The organism is Trinickia diaoshuihuensis (assembly GCF_003390925.1).
In the GTDB taxonomy this organism is placed as follows: domain Bacteria; phylum Pseudomonadota; class Gammaproteobacteria; order Burkholderiales; family Burkholderiaceae; genus Trinickia; species Trinickia diaoshuihuensis.
Window position 1 is genome coordinate 77,903 of record NZ_QUBS01000083.1, and the last position, 22,081, is coordinate 99,983.

Here is a 22,081-nt window from a genome sequence, read left to right on the forward strand (position 1 = left end):
AGTTCACTGAGGAGGCGGCATGAAATTCGTCTTGACGGTATTGCTTTGCGCTTGCACTGCGATCGCACAGGCGGCGGGACTGAAGTTCGCCCGAATTGCGGCCGGAGCCGACGGCCCCGAATTGAAAGTCGCGGTATGGACACCGTGCGCCGAAGCGCCGGAATCGCTAACGTTGGGGCCTTACGTCTTGAAAGCACGGCCCGATTGTCCAACCGTTGGAGACCATCTCCCGTTGGTCGTGATCTCGCATGGTCATGGCGGATCGTTGCTCAATCATTACGACCTGGCGGAAAAGTTGGCCGACGCGGGATTTATCGTCGCGGCCACCAATCATCCGGGCGATAACTATTCGGATATGAGCCGCACGGCGGACATATCGGTTTTCATCGAGCGGCCAGCGGACATCAAGCGGCTTATCGATTACATGCTCCACGCCGCGCCGGACGCACGCAAAATCGACCCGCAGAGGATCGGCTTTTTCGGTTTCTCACGCGGCGGCTATACGGGCCTCGTGTTGGCGGGCGGCAATCCCGACTACCTGCACGCGCCGGTCCCTTGTCCAGACCTGACCCTGCCGGTTTGCCGTCAACGGCATAACAAGCAGCCGGTGCGCGAACCATTCGTGCATGATTCGCGAATCAAGGCGTATGTGCTTGCTGACCCGCTGGATGAGTTTCCGACCGCGAAAAGCTTGAAAGACGTGAAAGCGCCGATTCAACTGTGGGCCTCTCAGTACGGCGGCGATGGCGTGCTGCCCGAAACGATGCCCGCTCTTGCGCACGTGCTTCCCACCGAGCCCGATTTCCACGTCGTGTCCAACGCGGGACATTTCTCATTTCTGCCTCCGTGTTCGCAGCAACTAGCGAAAGCTTCGCCCGATCTGTGCGCCGATGCGAAAGCGTTCGACCGCGCCACGTTTCACAAGGCGTTCGACGAAGAGGTGCTGGAGTTTTTTCAAAGCCACTTGAACTGAACGATGTGCCGTCACGCTCCGTCGCGCAATGCCTCGACGACGACCGATAACGCTTTCGAGTATTCGCGACGGCTAGCGTAGAAGATGTGTAGACCTGGGAAAGTCGGATACCAATCTTCCAGGACCCATCGAAGACGGCCAGCCTCAACATGAGGGCGGGCAAGCTCCTCGGGGATGAACGCAAGGCCCATTCCGCCGAGCGCGGCGTTCAGCATTTGGTATGTGCCGTTGAACGTCAATTGCCCGTCCACGCGCACTTGCATTTGCCTCTTTCCCTTCCTGAGCTCCCACGCGTAGAGGCCGCCGCGTGTGGGAAGGCGTAGGTTGATGCAATTGTGCTCGATCAGGTCTTTCGGCTGCTTCGGTGCCGGATGCCGCTCGAGATACGCGGGAGAGCCGACGACAGCAAGGCGCGCATCGGGCCCGACCCGAACGGCGATCGTGTCTTTCGCTACTTGATCCCCCCAGCGCACGCCGATATCGAAGCGATCGGCGACGATGTCGGTCAGTCCATAGTCGACGACCAGCTCTACCTTGAGGTCGGGGTAGTCCGGCAAGACTTTCGATAAACGCGGCAACAGCACGGTATCGGCGGCATAGTCGGTCGCCGTGATTCGTATCGTTCCGGCCGGTTTGTCGCGCGTCTCGACGATCGCGGCCAACTCGCTTTCGATCTCTTCGAAGCGCGGTGCGACGGTTTTCAAAAGGCGCTCGCCGGCGGCGGTCGGCGCCACGCTACGCGTGGTCCGGCTCAATAGCCGCACACCCATGCGCGCTTCGAGCGCGCGCAACGTATGGCTTAGTGCACTTTGCGTTACGCCGAGCTTGGCGCTGGCGCGGGTGAAACTGCCTTCGCGCGCCACGGCGATGAAGGCAAGCAAGTCTGTGACGTTTTCACGCAGCATTGATGAGCCCCATTCATAGGTCTTTGCGAATTTTACGGCTAGCCGGACGCGAGCGCGTTGTGCAAACTAGGAAGCTATTCACCTAACCTACGCAATGAGGACGAAGAGATGCCAACAAAACCAACCGCCGCACGGGAGTCGTTCGGCACGGTCGCACCCAAGCTGGCCGAGCTCAGCGATGAAGTGCTGTTTGGTGACGTTTGGGAGCGCCCCGAATTGTCCAAGCGCGACCGTAGTTTGATTACTTGCGCTGCACTCATCGCGCTGGGCAAGACCGAGCAAATGAATTTCCACTTCCCGCGCGCGATCGAGAACGGCGTTACACACGAAGAACTGATCGAGACGATTACCCACCTTGCTTTCTACGCCGGCTGGCCTAGCGCGATGTCTGCCTTGTCCAAATTCAGGGAGCTATTTCCCGTTCCCACCAAGTGAGAAACCCGCCATGCAATTGAAGGGTCGAGCAACACTTCGCTGGCTCGCCGTCGCGAGGTTGAGTCGTCCAAGGCGACTTCGTTACGGAATCTATATGAGTTAGCCGCTCGATTTTGCAGCATAGTTTTACCGCCTTCGGATACCGTTGATAGCTCTCGCATCGGCAAGGCGGTGATAACTATGACGGATCAATCGGGCCCGCAGCGGCATAGCGCCCGTCGCATGTTTTCTTGTGAAGCGTTGGCGCTTTGCGCTGTTATGACGGTGCCTGCGTTCGGCGAGAGCACAACGGCCGCGGCGGTCGAAGATTCGGCAGCCGGCAGCGCTTTGGGAGACGGATACGAACGTGAGTATCGGGTCTTCAATCCTTCGCGAATATCTGACGGCGGCGGACGGTGACTTGAACGGAGCGCTTATGCGCTATAGCGGTGGGGCGAGAGGCTACCCGGCCCGCGTGACCGATCGATTGAATGAGATTAGAGTCGCCTTCCGGGTGAAGCCAGTCGCTGCAAGCGACACCGCCACCAAATATTGACGAGATTTTTATACCGTCACTCAATAGTTTTTCGGCATCTTTGCGCTTGATTTGCTGCAATGTCACTATCGACAACGACCCGCGAGACAGCCAAGTGCTCAAGCTCATGATCCCGATACTGAACGGCGGCGGTGCGCCCGAAGCTGCGCGTCACGCCGCCTTTCTGTTTGCCGAGCGGTGTGTCTCGCAAATCGAACTGATCGAGGTACTAGCGGATGCCGATCAAGGGCGTGCCGCGGCATTCCACTCGCCGGGGAGTTTGCGGCGCCGAGAAGCATCGTCGATGCACGACGCCTTGACGGTCACCCGAACGATCTTGGACGATGCCGGAGTGCCGTATACGCTCAAGCGTGTGTTCGGCCCGCCCGAACGTACGATTGCCCAGCATGCGGCTCAGGATCGCGCGGATATCGTGGTGCTCGACGCCGGGCGTCTCGGATTCTTTCGACGCTGGGCCATCTTCGCGCGATTGTGGCGATTGTGCTCGACGCCGGTCACGATGATTCATTGAAATCGAACGAAGCCGCGGGCGCGCATGGCGACTTCGCGCCGAGTCATATCGCCGTCATTCCGCGGTGCTATGGCGGTGGCCCGAGCGCCGAAAAACTCCCGTTCCGAACTGCAAACTTCCTGACCCGCCAGGGCCCCAAATTCGTATGACGATCCGAAATGACGGACCTTCGTGCGGGTTATGCGACCTCGATCCGACTTAGCCCATAAGGGATGGATGGCCGGCGCGCCGCCGGCGCCCGTCATCGATGGCAACAGTCGGACACAAACGGGAAAGAACGTGAAGAACCTTGCAGTGATCGTAAGCAGCCTGATGCTCGGTATGCCGCTCGCCGCGGCAGCGCAGGATGATGTGATTGCAAACGCCGGGCAGGCGTCGGTCACGCGATCCGATATCGCGACGCTGTTGAAGTCGATCGGCGATGAAGGACGGACGCGCCTCGTGGCCGATCCCGCCGCGTTGGAACGGATCGTACGGGCGGCTTTGGCGCAGAAGGCCGTATACGCGGAAGCCAACGCGAAGGGTTGGGACAAGCAGGCTGCCGTTCAAACGGCCATCGAACAGGCGCGGCGCGAGATCATCGTGCGCAGCTATCTCGCGGCGGTCAATGCGCCGCCGGCAGACTACCCCTCGGATGCGCAAATTCAGGAAACCTACGACCAAAACCGCGCCGCATTCACGGCGCCGCGCGCGCTGCACATCGCACAAATCTATGTTGCCGTCGCGCCGAACGCGGATGCGGCGACCATCGAGAAGGCACGCAAGCAGGCCGCCGATCTCGCGAGCCGCGCACGCAACGGCGACTTCGCCGCGCTCGCGAAGGCAAATTCCGACGACAAGGCCAGCGCGGCCAACGGCGGCGACATGGGCTTCGTACCCGAGGCGATGCTGTTGCCGGCCGTGCGCGAGGTGGCCGATGCGCTGAAGCCCGGCCAGGTGTCGGAGCCGGTCCAGACGCCGGCCGGCTTCCACGTGGTGAGGCTGATCGACGTGCGCGCCGCCGCGCCGCGCCCGCTGGCCGAGGTGAAGGATCGGATACGCGAGATGCTGCGCACACAGCGTACTCAGCAGGGCATCCAGGCGTACCTCGCCAAACTCGGGGGCAACGCGCCGATCAACGAAGACGCGCTCAGGAAGGTATTGGCGGCAGCGCAATAGCGTGCGTCTCGACCTGCGTGTGTAGAGGCGACTGCGCGCACGAACGGGGAACCCGATGACGAACTCGGAGAACGGTAGACGCATGGCCGCCGCGCTCGCGATGCTTTTCGCGCTTACCGCGATGACGATGACCGCGACGTCAGCGCGAAAGCACGTTCGTTGCCCGGCGAGAGCTATATCCCATTCATTCAGACCGACGTGCCGATCAATCCCGGCAATTCGGGCGGGCCGCTATTCGACCTGGACGGCCGCGTGATCGCGATCAATTCGATGATCTACTCGAAGACCGGCGGGTACCAAGGGCTCGCGTTCGCTATTCCGATCGACATCGCACTCGACGTGACGCAGCAGCTACTGCGTACCGGCAAGGTCACGCGCGGCCGGCTCGGCGTGGCCGTGCAGGAAGTGAATCAGGCGCTGGCGCGTTCGTTCGGCTTGCCCGACGCGGATGGCGCGGTGATCACACAGGTCGAGCCCGGCGGCCCGGGCGTGGCGGCCGGCTTGCAGCCCGGCGACGTCGTGCGCGCGATCGACGGCAATGCGGTGGCCGATTCCGCCGACCTGCTCGGCATCGTGGCGGGCATCCGCCCGGGACGCACGGCGGACCTGCTCGTATGGCGAGCGGGACGGGCGATGCATGTGGCGGTGACGGTCGGAGCATTCGACAGTGGCAGCGCGTCGAGCGGCAATCCTCACGCACTCGCGCGATGACATATCCATACGGAATCGGACTCGGCGGCGCACGGCGGGCCGCGAGGACGGTCAACGAACGGAGAGGGTGATGCAAACAAAGCGGCGGTATCGCGCAACAGGGCCCGTCACGGCGCTTCTCGCCGCATGGGCGTTCATGACGGGGGCGCCCGCCAGCGCGCAATTGGACGAGGTACCGGAGGCATGGCTGAGCTACGCGCAATTGGCCGGCGGTCAGTTTCAGGGGTGGCTCGACGGCAACAGTCGTGCGGCCAACGTGCTGCACGCATATCTCGAGGATCGGGCGGAGAATGCGACGGCCGATACGCCGCGGCCGGAGATCGTGGTCCGTGCATGGATCGATCCGACCGGTGCAGTCACGCACGTTGAATTCGACACGCTGGGCCAACCGGTCGCCGACGCTGCATTGCGGCACCTTTTGACCGGTTCCGGTCCGCTGACGGCGCCGCCGCGCGACATGCTGCAGCCGTTGCGCCTGCGATTGACGCTTCTGCCGAACCGCAATGCCGGCAACGACGCGGAAAAGCGGAGCCCTTAGATCCACGCATGCCCCGGGCGGCATTAGTTCGCAGACCGTGTTCATGCTTCCTTGTAGTAATCGCTACGATGAAGTAGGATTCACTACATGGATTCAAAGCTCTCTTGGACCATCCTCGTCCTAACCTTGCCTACGGAAAACGCGACGGCCCGAATGCGGTTCTGGCGCGCGTTGAAGGCGAAGGGCTGCGCCGTCTTGCGCGACGGCGTCTACCTGCTCCCCTACACCGAGGCGCACGAGGAGGCACTGCGCGAGTTCGCGGGCGCGATTACCGAAAGCGGCGGCACCGCCCATTTGTTGCGCGCGCCGAGCTTGAACCCATCGCAGGAACAGGAATTTCGCGCACTGTTCGATCGGGCCGACGACTACGCGGCCTTCACGAGATCGCTAGCCGACGCGCGCAAGACGCTTGCGGGGCTGAACGCCACGGAACTCGCCCGGCTACTGCGCCGGCTGCGCAAGGAATTCGACGCCATTCGCGCGATCGACTATTTCCCCTGCGATTCCGCCACGAGGGCTGAAGCCGAACTGCAAGACTTCACGGCGCTGATCGATACGGTGCTGTCGCCAGGCGAGCCGCACGCCGCGGAGCGGGCGATCCGCCCGTTGGCGATCGATGAATACCAAGGCCGCACCTGGGCGACGCGCCGGCGGATGTGGATCGATCGCGTCGCCAGCGCGTGGCTGATCCGCCGTTTCATCGACGTGCGAGCGAACTTCGTCTGGCTCGCGTCTCCGTCGGATTGTCCGCTCGACGCGCTTGGCTTCGATTTCGATGGCGCAGCCTTCACGCACGTCGGCGAACGCGTGACCTTCGAGGTGCTGCTGGCCAGCTTCGGACTGGAGAGCGACCCCGCGCTGATGCGGCTCGGCGAGATCGTGCACGCGCTCGACATAGGCGGCGCCGCCGCACCGGAAGCGGCCGGTTTCGAAGCCGTGATGGCGGGCACGCGTCAGCGCGTGGACAGCGACGATCAACTGCTCGAACAGATGAGCGCCGTGCTCGACGCCTTGTACTCGCATTTTTCGTCGTCCGCAAAGGGCGAGACCGGAGCAGTGTCATGACTACCGCCATTGCCGCAGAAGCGCCGACCTATTCGCTGGGCCAACTGGTCGCCTATATGCTGCGCCTCGGCACGCTCGGCTTCGGCGGCCCGGTCGCGCTCGCGGGTTACATGCGTCGTGATCTGGTCGAGCGCCGAGGCTGGATCACCGAGGCCGACTACAAGGAAGGTCTGACGCTGGCCCAGCTCGCGCCGGGGCCGATGGCGGCCCAACTCGCGATCTATCTGGGCTTCGTTCACTATCGCGTTTTAGGCGCGACGCTGGTCGGCTTGGCATTCGTCCTGCCGTCGTTCTTAATGGTGCTCGCGCTGGGGTTCGCATACGCGCACTTCGGCGGGTTGTCGTGGATGCAGGCGGTCTTTTATGGCGTCGGTGCCGCGGTGGTCGGCATCATCGCCATGAGCGCCTACAAGCTGACGACGAAAACGGTCGGCCGCGATAAGCTGCTTTGGGCGATCTTCCTGGCGCTCGCGATCGTCACGTTCGTCACGGAATCTGAAATCGCGTGGCTGTTCATCGCAGGTGGGATCATCGGCTGGCTCTGGCGCGCGCCACCCAAGTGGCTGCACAAGGACGGATTGAACGTGCTGGCCGGCGCGAATCTGCCGGCCGCCAGTGGTCTGCTGAGCGGCATCGATCTGCCGCAACTCGTGCAGATCGGCGCTTTCTTCATGAAAGCCGGTGCCTTCGTGTTCGGTTCGGGACTTGCGATCGTGCCGTTTCTTTATGGCGGCGTCGTCACCGAGCATCACTGGCTCAACGACAAGCAGTTCGTCGATGCCGTCGCGGTCGCGATGATTACGCCGGGGCCCGTCGTTATCACCGTCGGTTTTATCGGCTATCTCGTGGCGGGGCTTCCCGGAGCGATCGTCGCGGCGCTCGGCACGTTTCTGCCGTGTTATCTATTCACCGTCATCCCCGCACCGTATGTAAAGAAATACGGCCATCTGCCGAGCGTGAAGGCGTTCGTGGACGGCATCACCGCGGCGGCGGTCGGGGCGATCACCGGTTCCGTGCTCGTTATCGCGAAACGCTCCATCGTCGACATTCCGACCGTTGTTCTTGCCGTCGCAACGGTCTTGCTGTTGTGGCGCTTCAAGAAGCTGCAGGAGCCGGTTATCGTCACTGCGGCCGCGCTCTTCGGGCTCGTGGCGTACCCGTTGCTTCATCGATGAGGCCGTGAATGCACGGCTGATCGCCGTCGAATCTTCTTGTTGGTGTTTTATGGATTTTTAACGCGCTTAGCTTGTATTTTTGCTCGGCGTTTTTAATCTTTACCATAGACTGATCGCGTGTTCGACAGATAACGTCCACGGCTCCAAGCGAGATCGACGGCGGACGTCGGTACGATGAGATCATTGAATGAAAATGCTGCGTCGGGAATTGCCGGTACCGTATTGACAGGTCGTGCGAAGCGGGCGCAGCGAAACACGGTTGTCGGCGATGAAGCGACCGAAACGCGCACGGTGTCGATGACGATTCGCATCGCGAGCAGCGAGCTTTCGACGGTGCGGCGCATGCTGCACCAGGCGTTGGGCCCGCGCTTGGACGTCTATACCGCGGTCATCGACAAGCGGCGCGACTGCGCCAGTCTTCAGGTCGTTTTGCATGCGCGGCGCGTGCATGAAGCCATGACGCTTATCATGAGCGCGCTTCCCGAAGCCGAATTCGGCCTCTTTCGTTTTTCATCTTCCTCCACGACCGCATCGCATTAAATGCGAAGCCATGAAAGTCAAGGGAAGTGGCACCAACTCACGTTGATGGCCGATTACTCGTTGAGCAAGCGCACCGACGTCTATCTCGAGAGCGTCTATCACCACGCTTACGGCGCGGCGGCCGGCTCGGCGCTGTCCGTGGCCGATATCAACGGATTGGCCGCATCGTCCAATCAGAACCAAGTGGCGGCTACGTTGGGCATTCGACATCGGTTCTGAGCTTCACCACCGCTTCGAATGGCGTAATCGGATTGGCGCGCGGGGAGCGTTTTTCCGTACACTCGGGGCATGAATCCCGACCTCATTCATGTGCGGCCCGCCGTCCTGTCGCGCCTCTTGCGCCTGGGGGCAAATGTCGACCAGGCGATGGCGAGAGCACATGTGCCTGCATCGGGTGGAGTGGACACCGCTCGCTACTTCGCATTCTGGGAGGCGCTGGGTGCGGCGTCGCCGCCGGACATCGGGATTCGACTTGCCGCGGAGGCGACAGTGCACGAGTACGATCTGTCGTTGCTCGCGGCGCTGCACTCGCCCGACGTGCGAACCGTGTTCGAAAAGCTCGCGCGCTACAAGCGTCTGTGTGGACCGCAGGACTTAGACCTGTCGTTTTCTGCGAAGGAAGTTGTTGTCTCGACGGTCTGGTTGAACGCTGCGACGCCGCCGCCACCGCGCCTCGTCGACGCCATGACCGCAACGCTGCTCGTGCTGCTCCGGCGGGGCTCGGGCCAGGCGCTCGTGCCCAAGCGCCTCGAGCTGACACGCGAGCGTTCGGATGAAGCGACGCTCGCGCGCTTCTTCGGCTGCCCGCTGAAGTTTCGCGCGAGCAGGGACGCGCTGGTCTTCGACGCAACAATTCTGCAAACGCCTTTTGTCACGCATAACGCCGACCTGCTCCGCACGCTGCTCCCCAGCCTCGACGCGCGGGTAGCGAGACAGCGCGGCAATGGTTTCGTCGACGAAGTTCGCGAAGTCGTTGCCAAATGCATGTCAGGCGAGCGGCCCACCGCCGATAAGGTCGCTCATGAGCTTGCGACCAGCGCGCGCACGCTGCAGCGGCGCCTCCAGGCACACGGGACAACCTACCAGGCGGTGCTCGACGAAACGCGCCATCACACCGCGCGGCGCCTGCTCGGCACGACGCGCATCGAGATCGCCGAGATTGCGTTTCTGCTGGGGTTCGAGGAACTGAATTCCTTCACGCGTGCTTTCCGTGTCTGGGAGGGCAAGACGCCGAAACAGTGGCGCGAGGTTCGTGGCGCGATGCGATGAGTGATCGACGCGATCGGATTTGAGCGTCTGCATTCCGATCGATATCTTGTCGACATCCCTCTCACGAAACGACGAACCTATGACGACGAAACCTGAAGTGAAGCTTGGCGCAAACGGCCCCGCTGTGTTCCCGGTTGCACTGGGCTGTATGGGCATGGGCGCGACGAGCTGGTACGGCAAGAGCGATGAATCCGAGAACATCGCCACGATTCACGAGGCGCTCGAACGTGGCGTGAACCTGCTCGATACCGGTGACTTCTACGGCATGGGGCGCAATGAACTGCTGGTTGGCAAGGCACTCCAAGGGCGGCGCGACAAGGCGCTGCTGAGCGTTAAGTTCGGCACGCTACGTGGCCCGGACGGCGTGATCCTCGGTCGTGACGCGCGCCCGCAGGCGGTGAAGAACGCCTTGGCCCACAGCCTGTCACGATTAGGCGTCGACTATATCGACATCTATCGGACGGGGCTGGACCCTAACGTGCCCATCGAAGACACGGTGGGAGCGATGAGCGACTTGGTGAAGGCAGGGTACGTCCGCTATATCGCGCTTTCCGAAATTGGCGCCGATACGATTCGCCGCGCTGCCAGCGTCCATCCCGTTTGCGACGTACAACTCGAGCACAGCCTCGTTAGCCGTGGCATCGAATCGAAGGTCGTTCCCACGCTTGCGGAGTTGGGAATCGCTGTTACCGCCTTTGGTGTGCTTTCGCGCGGCCTGCTAACTGGTGCGAGACCAAAGGATGAAGGAGATGCCCGCGCGCACCTCCCGCGCTTCGAGTCGGCAAAAGAGAACGAACCGCTCGTGAGCGCGCTGGTCCACGTGGCCTTGCAGAAGAACGTCACGCCGGCACAGTTGGCCATCGCCTGGGTCCGCGCCCGGGGGACAGCATTGGGTGTGACGACAGTGCCGACGCTGGGTGCTCGCACGCGCGCGCAACTCGCCGATGTGATCGCGAGCCTCGATGTGTCTCTCGATGCCGCCGAAGTCGCAGCGCTGGCGCAGGCTGTGCCTGCAAGCGCGGTCGTGGGCTCGCGCTATCCAGAGGCCTGGTTGCGCATGATAGACAGTGAGAAATAGCCGGGCGGTCGGTTGCCGCGTGCGTTCCGATCTTCTCGCGACGTCGACGCTTCGGCACCGTCGAATCTTCTTGGTAGACTTGCGCTTCGAGCAATACCAAGGGGGAGGAGCGCGTGAGCCTCGACGAGTATTACAAGCGGCTAGAACTGCCGGGCACGGCGACGCCGGCGGACGTCAAGCGCGCGTACCGGCGGCTCCGAGCGAAGTATCATCCGGATCGAAATAAAGGGCGCGAAGCGTCGGTCGAACCGGTATTCAAGCGTATCCAAGAGGCATTCGAGATTCTGATCGGCGAACGCCAGGCGCCGATTCCGGCTAGTCCCGCGCGTACGCCGACGTCCGCGCCTACGCCGAGGCCCACGCCGCAGTGGACGTGGGCATGGGGACAGACATCCGAACCAAGCCACGGCCAGACCGAGCCGCCTTCACGCGGGCATCGCAGCGGGCCGCCTTTGCGCGGCGCGAATTGCCTGACCGAGCTATTCGTGCCGCTCGAAGCTGCGATTCATGGCGGCGACGTGGAGGTCAGCTACGTGGTCCAAGGCGTGTGCGGTCAGTGCCATGGTCACGCACGCGGGCGCTGTCCCATTTGTTTCGGCAAAGGCCTGGTTTCTTTGCGCAAGTGCGAAACGATCAAGGTTGAACCCGGCGCGTGGGACGGGCAGCGTATGGTAGTCGACGGCGCGGGCCATCCCGGCACGAACGGCGGCGCGGCGGGCGATGCGATTTTCTCGATCGTGGTCGTTTGCAGTTCGGCGTTTCGGCGCGACGGTTTGAATATCGCTTGCGATATTGATGTCGATTTCATCACGGCAACGCTAGGTGGAAGCTATCAAGCCCAACTGCTGGGCCGCGCGTTGCCGGTCACGATCGAGCCCAATTCGGGCCCTGGCACGGCCATCCGATTGCGTGGGCAGGGACTCTCGGATCGTCACGGCACGCGCGGCGATCTGACGCTGCGTGTCGTGCTTGCCACGCCGGTAGGCGCCGCTTACTTGAGCGAGCAAGAACGTTCTGCATTGCGCGATTTATTCGCCGCCGCGCAACGTCGCGCGGCCCCGAACTGAGCCTATCTGGGCGGGCCAGATGAACACCGGTGACAAGAGCTACGTGTTTGTCAGCGACGCGTCCGACGTCGGCTGGGCGCGCCGTACTGCCCTTGAGTTAGCCTCGGCCCTACACTTTACCCCCGCACGCGCGGGGGCATTGGCGACCGCCGTCACCGAAATCGCGCGCAATATCGTCGTGCATGCGGGCAGGGGAACTTTATCGTTCGCGCCCGTCACGGACGGTATGCGAGAAGGCATCGTCACTGTCGCGCGCGATGAAGGCCCCGGCATTGCCGATATCGCGCGCGCGATGCAGGACGGATTTTCGACCGCGGGCAGTCTCGGATTAGGGCTCTCCGGTGCGAAGCGCCTGGTCGATGAATTCGCGATTGAATCGGCTCCCGGCGCCGGCGTCACGATTACGATGACGCAATGGGCGAAAAACGATCCTCGCGACGAATGACGGCCGATTCACCGCACGTTGCTCGCCTCGATGGACGCGAGCGGCAAGATGGCCGTCAAGGCGAAGCCCGCGCCAGGCTGCGTAATGATTTGAATCTCGCCGCCGAGCAGCGCCGCGCGCTCGCGCATGCCTAGCAGTCCGAACGAATGACGGCCCTTCGAGCCGTCGTGCACCGCGCCGCGTCCGTTGTCGACGACACGCACGATGCAATGCGGGTCTTCGCGAGCGATCTCCAGCCTGACCTCGCTTGCTCCCGAATGCCGCGCCACGTTGGTCAGCGCCTCTTGCACCATCCGAAACACGTCGATTCTGCATTCACGCTTGAAAGCGATCGTGTCTGCTTCGATCCGTCGAACGACTTGTATGCGATATCGCGCGGAAAACTCATCGACCAGGTTTTCGACCGCGGGAATCAATCCCAAGTCGTCGAGCATCACAGGATGCAAGTCCGCCGCGATGTGCCGCACGGAACGCACGAGTTCGTCGATCATCTCATAGATGCCGCGCAGCGCCTCCTGCGGCGGTCGCGGCTTTCCGGCGCTCGGCCCGTATTCCATCATCGACGCGGCCATCTTTAATGCGGTTAGCTGTTGGCCCAAATCGTCGTGGAGTTCGCGCGCGATCCGCGCTTTCTCTTCTTCCCTGACGTGTTGAACGTGTGCGGACAAGCGCCGCATTTCCTCCCGCGACGTGCGCAGTGCCTCGTCGTTGCGCTTGCGATCGGTGATGTCGAGGATCCAGCCGACCATCCGATAGGGGACGCCCGCGTCATTCCAAAGCGCCTGGCCCCGGGACTGCACCCATCGCGTTTCTCCGACCTTCGTACGGATGCGGTATTCGACGTCGTAGACGCCGCGATGCTCGAGATGCGACGTCAGCGATCGCGTGACGTGTTCCACGTCGCGGGCATCGATCGCGCCGAAATGGGCCTCGCGCTCATTGGGCAGTTCGCTGTCCTCGTAGCCCATGATTCGTTTGAAGTGCGGCGAGAAATAGATCTCGTCGGTTTGCGGATTCCAATCCCAAAGTCCCGCCATGGCGCCGCTAACTGCAAGCTGGAATCGTTCCTCGCTCGCCGCGAGCGCGGCGCGGTACCCTTCGATCGATAGCTCGAACGGTGCGAGAAGCTCGTTGAAAAACGCGGACGAGGCCTCGAGCAAACGCGGCTGATCGGCGGGCGGGCTCGGCAGCACGAGCGTATCCAAGGCCGTTCGATGAACGGCCGACATGTCGAGCAATCCCATTCCGTCGATCATGGCTTGCCGCCCTAGTTCATACGCCTGGGCGAAGCCGGCCTCGCTTTCGTGTTCGAGGTAGTCGCGAAGAGCGGACAGGTACGCGGCGCGCAGCGCGCCGAGCTCGCGGGTCATGGCGGCGCCCCGAGGTAGCGGGCGACGACGATGTGGGCGTCATCCGTTCCCTTTGCATACCGGGCTAAAATCAACTCGGCAATTTCCTGCGCGCTGAATTGCAGCATGATGCCCTGGCCGAACGAGCTCTGAATACCGTCCGTCGCCATGACGAGCGTGTCGCCGCGCGCCACGGCGTGACGCTCGACGCGTAGCGGCGGCAGGCGGTAGCCCACCACGCCACCGCGCGCCGCGATTGCCTGAGGATGCGACGAGTCTTGCTGCTCGGCGCGTATGAGCAGGCTATCGACGTTGCCGACGCCGGTCCATACCATCGATGCGCCGTACGCATCGAACCACGCTACGCTCATTACCGCCCCGCGCGTTTTGCGCATCGCATCATGGCATCGTTGCACGAGGTCGGCCACCGAGGACCCGGCATGCGCTTCGATGACCGGCACTGCCGCGCTGACTGCGGCCGCGGCTTCCGGCCCGTGCCCGAGTCCATCGAGTAGTGCGACGAGCGCGCCGTCCTCACGTTCAACGACGGCATGCATGTCTCCGGAGACTTGCTCGAGTGCGCGGCCGGCCCATCCCCACTCGATCACGGAATGACTGGGCGATCCTGCGAGCGTCATCGCAGCCACCTCTTCATGCGCACGGTCGTGCCTTCGCCGACGACGGACGTGAGTTCGAATTCGTCCATGATGCGTTTAGTGCCGGGTAGTCCGACGCCGAGGCTTTTGGCGGTGGAATATCCGTCGCGCATCGCGAGTTCGATGTCGTCAATGCCCGGGCCTTCGTCCTGCGCGACGATCGAAATGCCTTTGCGCGCGCCATCGCTGATTTGGCTGATGGTCACTTCGCCCCGATGCGCATAGCTCACGATGTTGCGAGCGATCTCGGAGATCGCGAGTGCGATGAGCGTGCGGTCCGTATTCGAAAATCCCGTCTCGGCGGCCAATTCGCGGCCCTTTTGCCGCGCGATGACGACGTCCGCCTCGCCCTCGATCGGCACGCGAATCTCAGCCGCCATGACCTTGGCCCCTGCTCGCAGTCGGGCTATTGCCATTGCGCAGGTAGTCGAGGCCTTCGTCGAGATCGAGCGCCGTCGCCACGCCGTCCAGGTCGAGACCCAATTGCACCATCGCGAACGCGACCTCGGGCTGAATGCCGACGACTACCGTCGAGGCGCCGCGCAGCTTCGCGACATAGGCGATGCCGCGCAGCGTGCGCGTGGCGAACGAGTCGAGCACGTCGAGCGCCGTAACATCGATGACCACGCCTCGGCTTCTAAACCGCCCGACGCTTTCGGCGAAGTCGTCACGCAACTGCATCAGATCTTGATCCGACAGCGCCGACTGAATGGTCGTAATGAGAACGTCGCCAAGCTTGAGGATGGGTACGGACACTGTTTCAACTCGTCGTGTTTGCGAGCGTGTCGGCCTGCTCGCTTTGTTTGACGTCGTAGCCGAGATTACGCTCGGCCAGCTCGATGCCGCCTTGCAGATCGGCGACCGTATCCAACCCGCCGAGTTCGATACCGAGGGCGACGAGCGACTGTGCGACCGATGCAGAAATCCCCGTCACGATCACCTTTGCGCCCATCAGACGCGCGGCAGTCACCGTTTGCAGAATATGGTTCGCGACGCGCGAGTCGATCGTCGCGACGCCCGTGATATCCATCACGACGACTTTCGCACGGTTCGTTCGAATCGCTTCCAACAAGCTCTCGGTAATGAGGCGCGCCCGGTGCGTATCGATTACGCCGATGATCGGCAATAGCAATAAGCGTTCGCGCAATTGGAGCACGGGCGTGGAAAGCTCGCGAATGGCGTCCTGTTGTTGGCGAATGACGCGCTCGCGCTCGAAAACCAGGACGTCGACAATGAGTCCGAGGTCGAAAAACGCCACCTTTTTAAGCGAAACAAATGCTTCAAAGGCGTCGATCGGCGAGCGTTCGGCATGCCGCATGACCCGAGTGCCGATACGCGTCAGTAGGCTGAGAAATGCGCCAAGGAAAGTCCGAGTGTCGAGTCCGGCTGCCGCATAAAGTAGCCCCAGTTCTATACGCTGCTCGACATAGCGCTCGCCATACTCGCCGGAAACTAGCCCGCGCAAATGCTCGAGCTTCAATTGACGCGCTTTTTCGACAAGGGTGCGATTCGCGGTCAGCGTGCGTGCCTCATCGAGCGCCGCGAGATGATCGAAAAAAGCCGCCGCGAAATCGTTTAATTCCCGCAGTACGACTTCTTTTATGGTTTGGATGCGCGCGAGGTCGGCGGGCGCGAGTCCAACGATCTGCTTGCGGCGTTCGATCGTGCCGCTCGTGAGCCCCATTTGTTGCATCAACGCGAGCGATTCGCGTGATTCGGCCTGGCCTGGCATGCGCGCACCTCCTCGGTTGCTGTCCGGAGCGAGCGTGCCCCGGAACGAACATCGGATTCGGAGATAGGACATAGCCGTCCGGCAACTGCCGCGCATGCCGACGGTTAACCGCGGTGCCTGTCAATGGCGCCCCGGTATGCAATACAAATTCATTTCCGCCACAGCGAGATTGCTGTAAGCGGCGCTATCCCCTATCGAACCGATCTATTTCAACCTGCTTATTGGGCGATGAAATTTAGTATAGTCACGTCTGACGAACTGGCAAGGTTGATGCCGGATGGAGCGATTACGCAGAACGGCCGGCTTTAGCTTCATGATGTTTTCTTAAGCTGCCGCATGTTGCTTTATAAGGGTCACCGTTTTCTCGGCCCGGTAGATTGGCGCACGATCAACTCCGGCCCGCGCACGACATAGCGTTCTTGGGCCGGCGTCGATCCTTCCACCATTTCGAGCGCCAATGCGACCGATCGCGCCGCGATATCGGCAGTGGGCAGCCGAATCGTCGTCAATGCCGGACGAAACTGATGGGCAAGCGTAATGTCGGTGAGACCGATTACGGATAAATCGTCCGGCACGCGCTTGCCGAGATCGGCCGCGGCCTGCATCGCGCCGATCGCCATGAGGTCGTTCGTCGCGAAAATCGCCGTCACGGCCGGCTTGGCGCGCATCAATTCCATTGCGGCTTCGTATCCGCTCTCGATGGAGTCGTGCGCGTGGGCGAGAACGAGCGATTTTTCGGAATGACCGTGTGCCGTGAGCGCGGCGGCGAAGCCATTGAGCCGGATCGTCTGCGGACCGCCCGAACCGGCGCCGACGAGGGCACCGAACTTACGATGACCGAGCGCCGATAGATGCGACGCCGCGAGTGAGCCGGCCGCCGCGAAATCGACCGTGACACAAGGCAGCGCGCGCGAAGCTTGTACGTGTTCCCACATGCAAAGCACCACGGCGATACCCTTTCTCGCGATATCGGTTAACTCGCCTTCGCCGAGATCGGTGTTCATCACGATGACGCCCGATGCGAGCGAACCGGCGATTTGCTCCAAGTACGCGCGCGTAATGGCCGGGTCATCGTCGGTATTGCAGACGAGCAGGAAGTAACCGCGTTTGCGCGCTTCGCGCTCGGCCGCGAGGACGAACTCGGGATAAAACGGATTCGTAATGTTCGACAGCATCAGCGCAAGCGTGGACGTTCGCCCGCGCGCCAATGCGCGCGCGGTCAGGTTCGGCCGGTAGCCGAGTTCCCGGATCGCCGCCATGACCCGCTCGACGGTTTCCGGCTTTACCTTCTGCGGATTGCGCAGCACGTTCGAAACCGTCGCGCCCGTGACTTTCGCGCGGCGTGCGACTTCGGCAAGCGTCACCACAACCTCATTCCCCCGGCATCGAGAAGCGCAAGCGCGAATGGCGGCGCCTGGCGCGATGATTGTTCAAATGCTGGGACGGTTTCCCAAAAGTTGCGCAACCCCAATCGATTGCGCTACGTTCCATTCCATCACAGCAGCGTTGCATAACAGCGGAGACGACATGGTACGAGTTTATGCCCCGTTTTGGCGACAGAAATTTAAGCGCTTAAATTTTGTCATGACTGGCACGGTGTCTGACGAGCGGAGGGCGTAATGGCGTCCATTTCGTTGCGCCATGTCTCGAAGCAGTACGGGCAGCACGCACCGGTACTGCGCGATGTGAACCTCGATATCGCCGAGCACGAGTTCTGTGTCTTTTTGGGCCCGTCGGGCTGTGGCAAATCCACGTTGTTGCGCATCATCGCCGGTCTCGAGGATCTCACCACGGGCGAGCTGTGTATCGGCGGTCAGCGGATGAACGAGACGCCGCCCGCGGAGCGCGGCGTGGCCATGGTGTTTCAAAGCTATGCGTTGTTTCCGCATATGTCGGTGTTCGAGAACATGGGCTTCGGCCTGCGTATCGCACGTGTGCCGAAGGACGAGATTCGACGCCGCGTCGTGGAGGCGGCGCGTGTCCTGCAACTCGAAGCATTGCTCGAACGCAAACCGAGAGAACTCTCGGGCGGGCAGCGTCAGCGGGTGGCGATTGGGCGCGCGATCGTGCGCGAACCGAAAGTCTTTCTCTTCGACGAACCGCTCTCGAATTTGGACGCGGCATTGCGCGGTCAAACGCGCATCGAGATTGCCCGGCTGCATAGCCGTTTCCGCGAAGCAAGCTCCGTCTACGTCACGCATGATCAAGTCGAGGCGATGACGCTGGCCGACAAGATCGTCTTGCTGCGTTCGGGCGACGAAGTGGCGCGCTCGGGCAGCATCGCGCAGGTCGGCGCACCGCTCGATCTTTATCACCGGCCCGCAAGCTTGTTCGTCGCGGGTTTCATCGGTTCGCCGCGGATGAACTTTTTGCCCGCCACGATCGAATCGACGGGCAGCCACTCGATCGCATTACGGCTCGTCGATAGCGGTGAGCTGTTGATCCTGCCGAGCCGCGCGATTCGATTGCCCCTTTCGGCGGGACAGCCTGTCACGCTGGGTATTCGCCCCGAACATCTGACGGCGGCCCCGGAGGCACAGGCGGCCGCCGGCACGCGGTCGATCGTGCGCACGGTGCAGCTCGTCGAGCAATTGGGCGAGGCGGCGTACGTCCACCTCGATCAGCTCGGGGGCAAGCCACTGCTGGCTAAAGCACCGGGCACGTCCGCGTTGCGCCCCGGCGACCGTCAAGCGTTCCATCTAGCCGACGGCGCGTGGCACTTGTTCGACGAACGAGGCAACGCGATCGTACTCGACCGAGCGCAAGACACACTGATACCCGCGTAGTAAACCGATGCAGTACACGGTCGGGCGACCGGCCTAAAGACCAACGAAAGGAGACAGAGATGAAGCTACCCGTTCGCATGCTAGCGCTTGCTTGCATGACTTGTGCGGCCTACGCCGCCGTATCCACCGCACAAGCCGCGACGCTGAACGTCACCGTATCCGCGCGCGGCAATCAGCGGGCCACGTGGCAAAACGCGTTCGACGAGTTCAAGAAGGCGAACCCGGACGTCGATCTGAAAATCAGCTATGTGGGCGAGGAGGCCTACAAAGTGCAGATGTCGGGCTGGCTCGCGACGGATCCGCCCGACGTACTCAGTTGGCACAACGGCGAGCGCATGGCCTATTTCGCGAAACGCGGCTTGCTCGCGGACCTCTCGCCCGATTGGCAAAAGAACGGCTGGAATCAAACCTATGCCTCCGTTAAAAGCTCGTCGACTTACGCGGGCAAGCAGTACAGCGTGCCGCTCGGCACCGACGCGTACGGCTTTTTCTACCGAAAGGATCTATTTCAAAAGGCCGGGATCACCTCCGAGCCGACGACATGGGCGCAATTGCTCGACGACTGCAAGAAGCTGAAGGCAGCGGGCATTGCGCCGATCGCCGTGCCCGCGCGCGACGCTTGGACGTTGGCGGCATGGTTCGACTACCTAGACTTGCGCGTAAACGGCTATGCGTTCCATCAACAGCTCATGGCGGGCGACGTGGCCTATACGGACCCGCGCGTCAAGCATGTGTACGAGATGTGGAAAACGCTGATCGATAACAAGTACTTCATCGACAACGCGCTCTCGTACGACGTCGATTCGACCAGCCCCCTGCTCGTGAACGGGCAAGCCGCCATGCTGCTCATGGGCACGTTCTTCTCGGCGGGGCTGCCGGCCGCGACGCGCGATCAAATGGGCTACTTCCGCTTTCCGGTGATCGACGCATCGATTCCGGTCGCCGAGGACGGGCCGGTCAACGTGCTCATCATGCCGGCCAAGGCAAAGAACAAGGCCGACGCGCGGCGCCTGCTTGCATTCATGGGGCAGCCGCAAATCAACGGCGAACTTGCGAAAGGCTGGGGACAGCTTCCGTCGAACAACCAGGCCGCGGAGCCGCAGGACCCGATCTCGAAGGTCGGCTTTCATACGCTATCGTCGACGACCGGCGGCATCGCTCAATTCTACGATCGCGATATGACAAAGGAAATGGCCGACGAAGGCATGAAGGCGATGCAGCAGTTCTACTCCGATCCGAACCAACTCGATTCGATCTTGCAACACCTCGAAGCGACGCGTAAGCGCATCTACAAGAAGTAAGCGCGTGGGGTAAGCGGGGGGTGATAGCGCCCCCGTCCAATCTTGTTGGAGTGCGAATCAATGTCGATTTCCGTAACCCAGCGATCGTTGCGCCGAGGCGCGCGTGCGGCTAAGAAGCCCATGCCCCTCGGTGGACGCCGCACGCGGGCCGCGTTGCTTTTTCTGTTGCCCGGCTTGGTGTTGTTCTGCGTTTTCGTCATTTACCCGATCGTAAGTAGTATCTGGCTCAGCTTTCACCATTGGGACGGCATGACGGATAAGACGTTTGCCGGTCTCGACAATTATCGCGAGATGTTCGCTTCGGATACGTTCTACGTCGCGCTAAAGAACAATCTGATCTGGCTTGTCTTGTTCCTGCTGGCGCCGCCTGCCGGTTTGGCGCTGGCGTTGTACCTGAATCAGAACGTATTCGGCATTCGGCTCGTGAAATCGCTGTTCTTCGCGCCGTTCGTCTTGCCGGGCGTCGTCGTCGGGCTCGTGTTCTCGTGGTTCTACGATCCGGCCTTCGGCCTGTTGAAGCTCGTCGTCGGGCACGGTATCCCCGTACTGGGCGACCCACGTTATGTGACGTACGGGATCATTTTCGCCGCGCTGTGGCCGCAGATTCCGTTTTGCATGATCCTTTATCTGACCGGGCTCACCGGCATCAATCCGGAAATCATCGAGGCGGCGCGGATGGAAGGCGCGCGTGGCATGGCGCTGCTGTGGCATGTGATCTTGCCGCAGCTACGGCCGGCGACGTTCATGGCGGTCGTATTGACCGTCATCGGCGCACTGCGCAGCTTCGATTTGATCTCGGTGATGAGCGGAGGCGGCCCGTTCGATAGCTCGACCGTGCTCGCCTATTTCATGTACGACCAAGCGATCAAGTACTACCGTGAGGGCTATTCGGCCGCGATCGCCGTCGTGCTCTTCGCCATCATGCTCGTCTATATCGCCTGGCAACTGCGGCGCCTCGTGCGCAACGAGTCATAAGGAGCACGCCATGTATCCGATGCCCGTTCAGCGGTGGCGCCCTCTACCGAGGGTGCTCTACCGTCTGTCTTTGCCCATTGCGCTTTTGTTGTGGCTCGTGCCCTTGCTCGCCGTGCTCGTCACGTCCGTGCGCTCGAGCGACGAACTATTGACCGGCGACTATTGGGGCTGGCCGAAGCATTTCGCGCTGATCGCGAACTACGGCACGGCGCTCACGCAAACGCCGATGCTGCATTACTTTTGGAATAGCTGTGTCATTACGTTGCCGGCGGTCGCGATATCGATTTTCCTGGCCTCGATGGCGGGGCACGCGCTGGCCAATTACCGCTTTCGCGGAAACGCCGCGCTGCTGGGTTTGTTCGTCGCGGGAAACTTCGTGCCGATCCAGATCTTGATGATTCCGGTGCGCGCGTTGATGGCGACGCTCGGGCTGTACAACACCGTCTGGGCGCTGATCGTCTTTCACGCGGCATTTCAAACCGGGTTTTGCACCTTGTTCCTGCGCAATTTTATCCGCGAACTGCCTTATGAGTTGATTGAGGCGGCGCGCATCGAGGGGGCGAGCGAGTGGGCGATCTACCTGCGCGTGGTGCTGCCGCTCGTGCGTCCGGCGCTGGCCGCGTTGGCGATTCTCGTCTTTACCTTCGTTTGGAACGACTACTTCTGGGCGCTATGCCTCACGCAAGGAGACGATGCCGCACCGATCACGGTCGGCGTCGCCGCGCTCAAGGGACAGTGGACGACGGCGTGGAATCTGGTTTCGGCCGGTTCCGTCCTCGCCGCGCTGCCGTCGGTGCTGATGTTCTTCGCGATGCAAAAGCATTTTGTCGCGGGGCTGACCTTTGGTGCCACGAAAGGTTGATCGAAACGCCGAGCG

Annotated in this window: 23 protein-coding genes and 2 pseudogenes; 18 read left to right on the forward strand and 7 right to left on the reverse strand. The window is 61.9% G+C overall.

Going from position 1 to position 22,081, the window contains the following annotated elements; all coding sequences use genetic code 11:
• Positions 1–19 precede the first annotated feature (19 nt).
• A complete protein-coding gene (locus DXT59_RS21675) occupies positions 20–973 on the forward strand; it encodes an alpha/beta hydrolase family protein (protein WP_116138953.1) in 954 nt (317 codons plus the stop codon).
• Positions 974–984: 11 nt separating this feature from the next.
• Here DXT59_RS21675 and DXT59_RS21680 read toward each other — a convergent pair whose 3' ends face one another.
• Positions 985–1,878, reverse strand: coding sequence for a LysR family transcriptional regulator (locus tag DXT59_RS21680; RefSeq protein ID WP_116138955.1), 894 nt, complete (start codon positions 1,876–1,878; stop codon positions 985–987).
• Positions 1,879–1,986: 108 nt separating this feature from the next.
• On the opposite strand from DXT59_RS21680, the gene DXT59_RS21685 reads away from it, so the two are divergent.
• The 13 genes and pseudogenes from DXT59_RS21685 to DXT59_RS21745 all read left to right on the forward strand — a co-directional run bounded on the left by DXT59_RS21685 (position 1,987) and on the right by DXT59_RS21745 (position 12,405).
• Complete coding sequence (locus DXT59_RS21685; RefSeq protein ID WP_116138957.1) at positions 1,987–2,313, forward strand: carboxymuconolactone decarboxylase family protein; 327 nt, start codon at positions 1,987–1,989, stop codon at positions 2,311–2,313.
• A 629-nt stretch (positions 2,314–2,942) separates the two neighbouring features.
• Positions 2,943–3,359, forward strand: a complete 417-nt coding sequence (locus DXT59_RS21690; RefSeq protein ID WP_162878187.1) for a universal stress protein — start codon at positions 2,943–2,945, stop codon at positions 3,357–3,359.
• A gap of 312 nt (positions 3,360–3,671) precedes the next feature.
• A complete protein-coding gene (locus tag DXT59_RS21695; protein WP_420823413.1) occupies positions 3,672–4,517 on the forward strand; it encodes a peptidylprolyl isomerase in 846 nt (281 codons plus the stop codon).
• Positions 4,518–4,655: 138 nt separating this feature from the next.
• Positions 4,656–5,225, forward strand: a pseudogene (locus DXT59_RS21700) (S1C family serine protease); the annotation flags it as partial.
• 73 nt (positions 5,226–5,298) lie between these two features.
• The gene (locus DXT59_RS21705; protein ID WP_116138961.1) at positions 5,299–5,766 is read left to right on the forward strand and encodes a YbaB/EbfC family DNA-binding protein; all 468 of its coding nucleotides are present in this window, start codon (positions 5,299–5,301) and stop codon (positions 5,764–5,766) included.
• A gap of 87 nt (positions 5,767–5,853) precedes the next feature.
• Positions 5,854–6,831 carry a chromate resistance protein ChrB domain-containing protein gene (locus tag DXT59_RS21710; RefSeq protein ID WP_116138962.1) on the forward strand — a complete coding sequence of 326 codons (978 nt, stop codon included), beginning with the start codon at positions 5,854–5,856 and terminating at the stop codon, positions 6,829–6,831.
• On the forward strand, positions 6,828–8,006 hold the full coding sequence (locus DXT59_RS21715) for a chromate transporter (protein ID WP_116138964.1): 1,179 nt from the start codon (positions 6,828–6,830) through the stop codon (positions 8,004–8,006). The genes DXT59_RS21710 and DXT59_RS21715 overlap by 4 nt, the downstream gene beginning before the upstream one ends.
• Before the next feature lie 183 nt (positions 8,007–8,189).
• Positions 8,190–8,546, forward strand: a complete 357-nt coding sequence (locus DXT59_RS21720) for a hypothetical protein (RefSeq protein ID WP_240324619.1) — start codon at positions 8,190–8,192, stop codon at positions 8,544–8,546.
• A gap of 24 nt (positions 8,547–8,570) precedes the next feature.
• Positions 8,571–8,765, forward strand: a pseudogene (locus tag DXT59_RS21725) (porin); the annotation flags it as partial.
• Between the two features lie 69 nt (positions 8,766–8,834).
• Positions 8,835–9,815 (forward strand): AraC family transcriptional regulator, encoded by a 981-nt coding sequence (locus tag DXT59_RS21730; RefSeq protein ID WP_116138966.1) that lies wholly within the window; start codon positions 8,835–8,837, stop codon positions 9,813–9,815.
• 79 nt (positions 9,816–9,894) lie between these two features.
• On the forward strand, positions 9,895–10,893 hold the full coding sequence (locus DXT59_RS21735; protein ID WP_116139090.1) for an aldo/keto reductase: 999 nt from the start codon (positions 9,895–9,897) through the stop codon (positions 10,891–10,893).
• A 113-nt stretch (positions 10,894–11,006) separates the two neighbouring features.
• A complete protein-coding gene (locus DXT59_RS21740; RefSeq protein ID WP_116138968.1) occupies positions 11,007–11,960 on the forward strand; it encodes a DnaJ C-terminal domain-containing protein in 954 nt (317 codons plus the stop codon).
• 19 nt (positions 11,961–11,979) lie between these two features.
• Positions 11,980–12,405 (forward strand): anti-sigma regulatory factor, encoded by a 426-nt coding sequence (locus DXT59_RS21745; RefSeq protein WP_116138970.1) that lies wholly within the window; start codon positions 11,980–11,982, stop codon positions 12,403–12,405.
• Positions 12,406–12,413: 8 nt separating this feature from the next.
• Here DXT59_RS21745 and DXT59_RS21750 read toward each other — a convergent pair whose 3' ends face one another.
• The 6 genes from DXT59_RS21750 to DXT59_RS21775 form a co-directional block, all read right to left on the reverse strand.
• A complete protein-coding gene (locus tag DXT59_RS21750) occupies positions 12,414–13,775 on the reverse strand; it encodes a PAS domain-containing protein (protein ID WP_116138972.1) in 1,362 nt (453 codons plus the stop codon).
• On the reverse strand, positions 13,772–14,392 hold the full coding sequence (locus DXT59_RS21755) for a SpoIIE family protein phosphatase (protein ID WP_116138974.1): 621 nt from the start codon (positions 14,390–14,392) through the stop codon (positions 13,772–13,774). The genes DXT59_RS21750 and DXT59_RS21755 overlap by 4 nt, the downstream gene beginning before the upstream one ends.
• Positions 14,389–14,790: an anti-sigma regulatory factor gene (locus tag DXT59_RS21760; RefSeq protein WP_116138976.1), complete on the reverse strand. Its 402-nt coding sequence runs from the start codon at positions 14,788–14,790 to the stop codon at positions 14,389–14,391. The genes DXT59_RS21755 and DXT59_RS21760 overlap by 4 nt, the downstream gene beginning before the upstream one ends.
• Positions 14,780–15,166, reverse strand: coding sequence for an STAS domain-containing protein (locus DXT59_RS21765; RefSeq protein ID WP_116138978.1), 387 nt, complete (start codon positions 15,164–15,166; stop codon positions 14,780–14,782). The genes DXT59_RS21760 and DXT59_RS21765 overlap by 11 nt, the downstream gene beginning before the upstream one ends.
• A 4-nt stretch (positions 15,167–15,170) precedes the next feature.
• A complete protein-coding gene (locus DXT59_RS30990) occupies positions 15,171–16,142 on the reverse strand; it encodes a protoglobin domain-containing protein (protein ID WP_205417464.1) in 972 nt (323 codons plus the stop codon).
• A 353-nt stretch (positions 16,143–16,495) separates the two neighbouring features.
• On the reverse strand, positions 16,496–17,509 hold the full coding sequence (locus tag DXT59_RS21775) for a LacI family DNA-binding transcriptional regulator (protein WP_116138980.1): 1,014 nt from the start codon (positions 17,507–17,509) through the stop codon (positions 16,496–16,498).
• A 252-nt stretch (positions 17,510–17,761) separates the two neighbouring features.
• Between DXT59_RS21775 and DXT59_RS21785 the strand changes: the two genes are divergently transcribed.
• From DXT59_RS21785 to DXT59_RS21800, 4 genes are all read left to right on the forward strand, one after another.
• The gene (locus tag DXT59_RS21785) at positions 17,762–18,928 is read left to right on the forward strand and encodes an ABC transporter ATP-binding protein (RefSeq protein WP_116138984.1); all 1,167 of its coding nucleotides are present in this window, start codon (positions 17,762–17,764) and stop codon (positions 18,926–18,928) included.
• Between the two features lie 59 nt (positions 18,929–18,987).
• Entirely contained in the window at positions 18,988–20,229 is a 1,242-nt protein-coding gene (locus DXT59_RS21790) for an ABC transporter substrate-binding protein (RefSeq protein ID WP_116138986.1), read from the forward strand.
• A gap of 120 nt (positions 20,230–20,349) precedes the next feature.
• Positions 20,350–21,204 carry a carbohydrate ABC transporter permease gene (locus tag DXT59_RS21795; protein ID WP_420823414.1) on the forward strand — a complete coding sequence of 285 codons (855 nt, stop codon included), beginning with the start codon at positions 20,350–20,352 and terminating at the stop codon, positions 21,202–21,204.
• A gap of 10 nt (positions 21,205–21,214) precedes the next feature.
• Positions 21,215–22,066, forward strand: coding sequence for a carbohydrate ABC transporter permease (locus DXT59_RS21800; protein ID WP_116138990.1), 852 nt, complete (start codon positions 21,215–21,217; stop codon positions 22,064–22,066).
• Positions 22,067–22,081: the final 15 nt, after the last annotated feature.

Coding starts and splice junctions, on each gene's coding strand:
- DXT59_RS21710 (WP_116138962.1), top strand. CDS start 5,854: ATGGATTCAAAGCTCTCTTGGACCATCCTCGTCCTAACCTTGCCTACG.
- DXT59_RS21785 (WP_116138984.1), top strand. CDS start 17,762: ATGGCGTCCATTTCGTTGCGCCATGTCTCGAAGCAGTACGGGCAGCAC.
- DXT59_RS21745 (WP_116138970.1), top strand. CDS start 11,980: ATGAACACCGGTGACAAGAGCTACGTGTTTGTCAGCGACGCGTCCGAC.
- DXT59_RS21755 (WP_116138974.1), bottom strand. CDS start 14,392: ATGACGCTCGCAGGATCGCCCAGTCATTCCGTGATCGAGTGGGGATGG.
- DXT59_RS21695 (WP_420823413.1), top strand. CDS start 3,672: ATGCTCGGTATGCCGCTCGCCGCGGCAGCGCAGGATGATGTGATTGCA.
- DXT59_RS21705 (WP_116138961.1), top strand. CDS start 5,299: ATGCAAACAAAGCGGCGGTATCGCGCAACAGGGCCCGTCACGGCGCTT.
- DXT59_RS21680 (WP_116138955.1), bottom strand. CDS start 1,878: ATGCTGCGTGAAAACGTCACAGACTTGCTTGCCTTCATCGCCGTGGCG.
- DXT59_RS21750 (WP_116138972.1), bottom strand. CDS start 13,775: ATGACCCGCGAGCTCGGCGCGCTGCGCGCCGCGTACCTGTCCGCTCTT.
- DXT59_RS21685 (WP_116138957.1), top strand. CDS start 1,987: ATGCCAACAAAACCAACCGCCGCACGGGAGTCGTTCGGCACGGTCGCA.
- DXT59_RS21730 (WP_116138966.1), top strand. CDS start 8,835: ATGAATCCCGACCTCATTCATGTGCGGCCCGCCGTCCTGTCGCGCCTC.
- DXT59_RS21760 (WP_116138976.1), bottom strand. CDS start 14,790: ATGGCGGCTGAGATTCGCGTGCCGATCGAGGGCGAGGCGGACGTCGTC.
- DXT59_RS21800 (WP_116138990.1), top strand. CDS start 21,215: ATGTATCCGATGCCCGTTCAGCGGTGGCGCCCTCTACCGAGGGTGCTC.
- DXT59_RS21715 (WP_116138964.1), top strand. CDS start 6,828: ATGACTACCGCCATTGCCGCAGAAGCGCCGACCTATTCGCTGGGCCAA.
- DXT59_RS21735 (WP_116139090.1), top strand. CDS start 9,895: ATGACGACGAAACCTGAAGTGAAGCTTGGCGCAAACGGCCCCGCTGTG.
- DXT59_RS21790 (WP_116138986.1), top strand. CDS start 18,988: ATGAAGCTACCCGTTCGCATGCTAGCGCTTGCTTGCATGACTTGTGCG.
- DXT59_RS21795 (WP_420823414.1), top strand. CDS start 20,350: ATGCCCCTCGGTGGACGCCGCACGCGGGCCGCGTTGCTTTTTCTGTTG.
- DXT59_RS21675 (WP_116138953.1), top strand. CDS start 20: ATGAAATTCGTCTTGACGGTATTGCTTTGCGCTTGCACTGCGATCGCA.
- DXT59_RS30990 (WP_205417464.1), bottom strand. CDS start 16,142: ATGCCAGGCCAGGCCGAATCACGCGAATCGCTCGCGTTGATGCAACAA.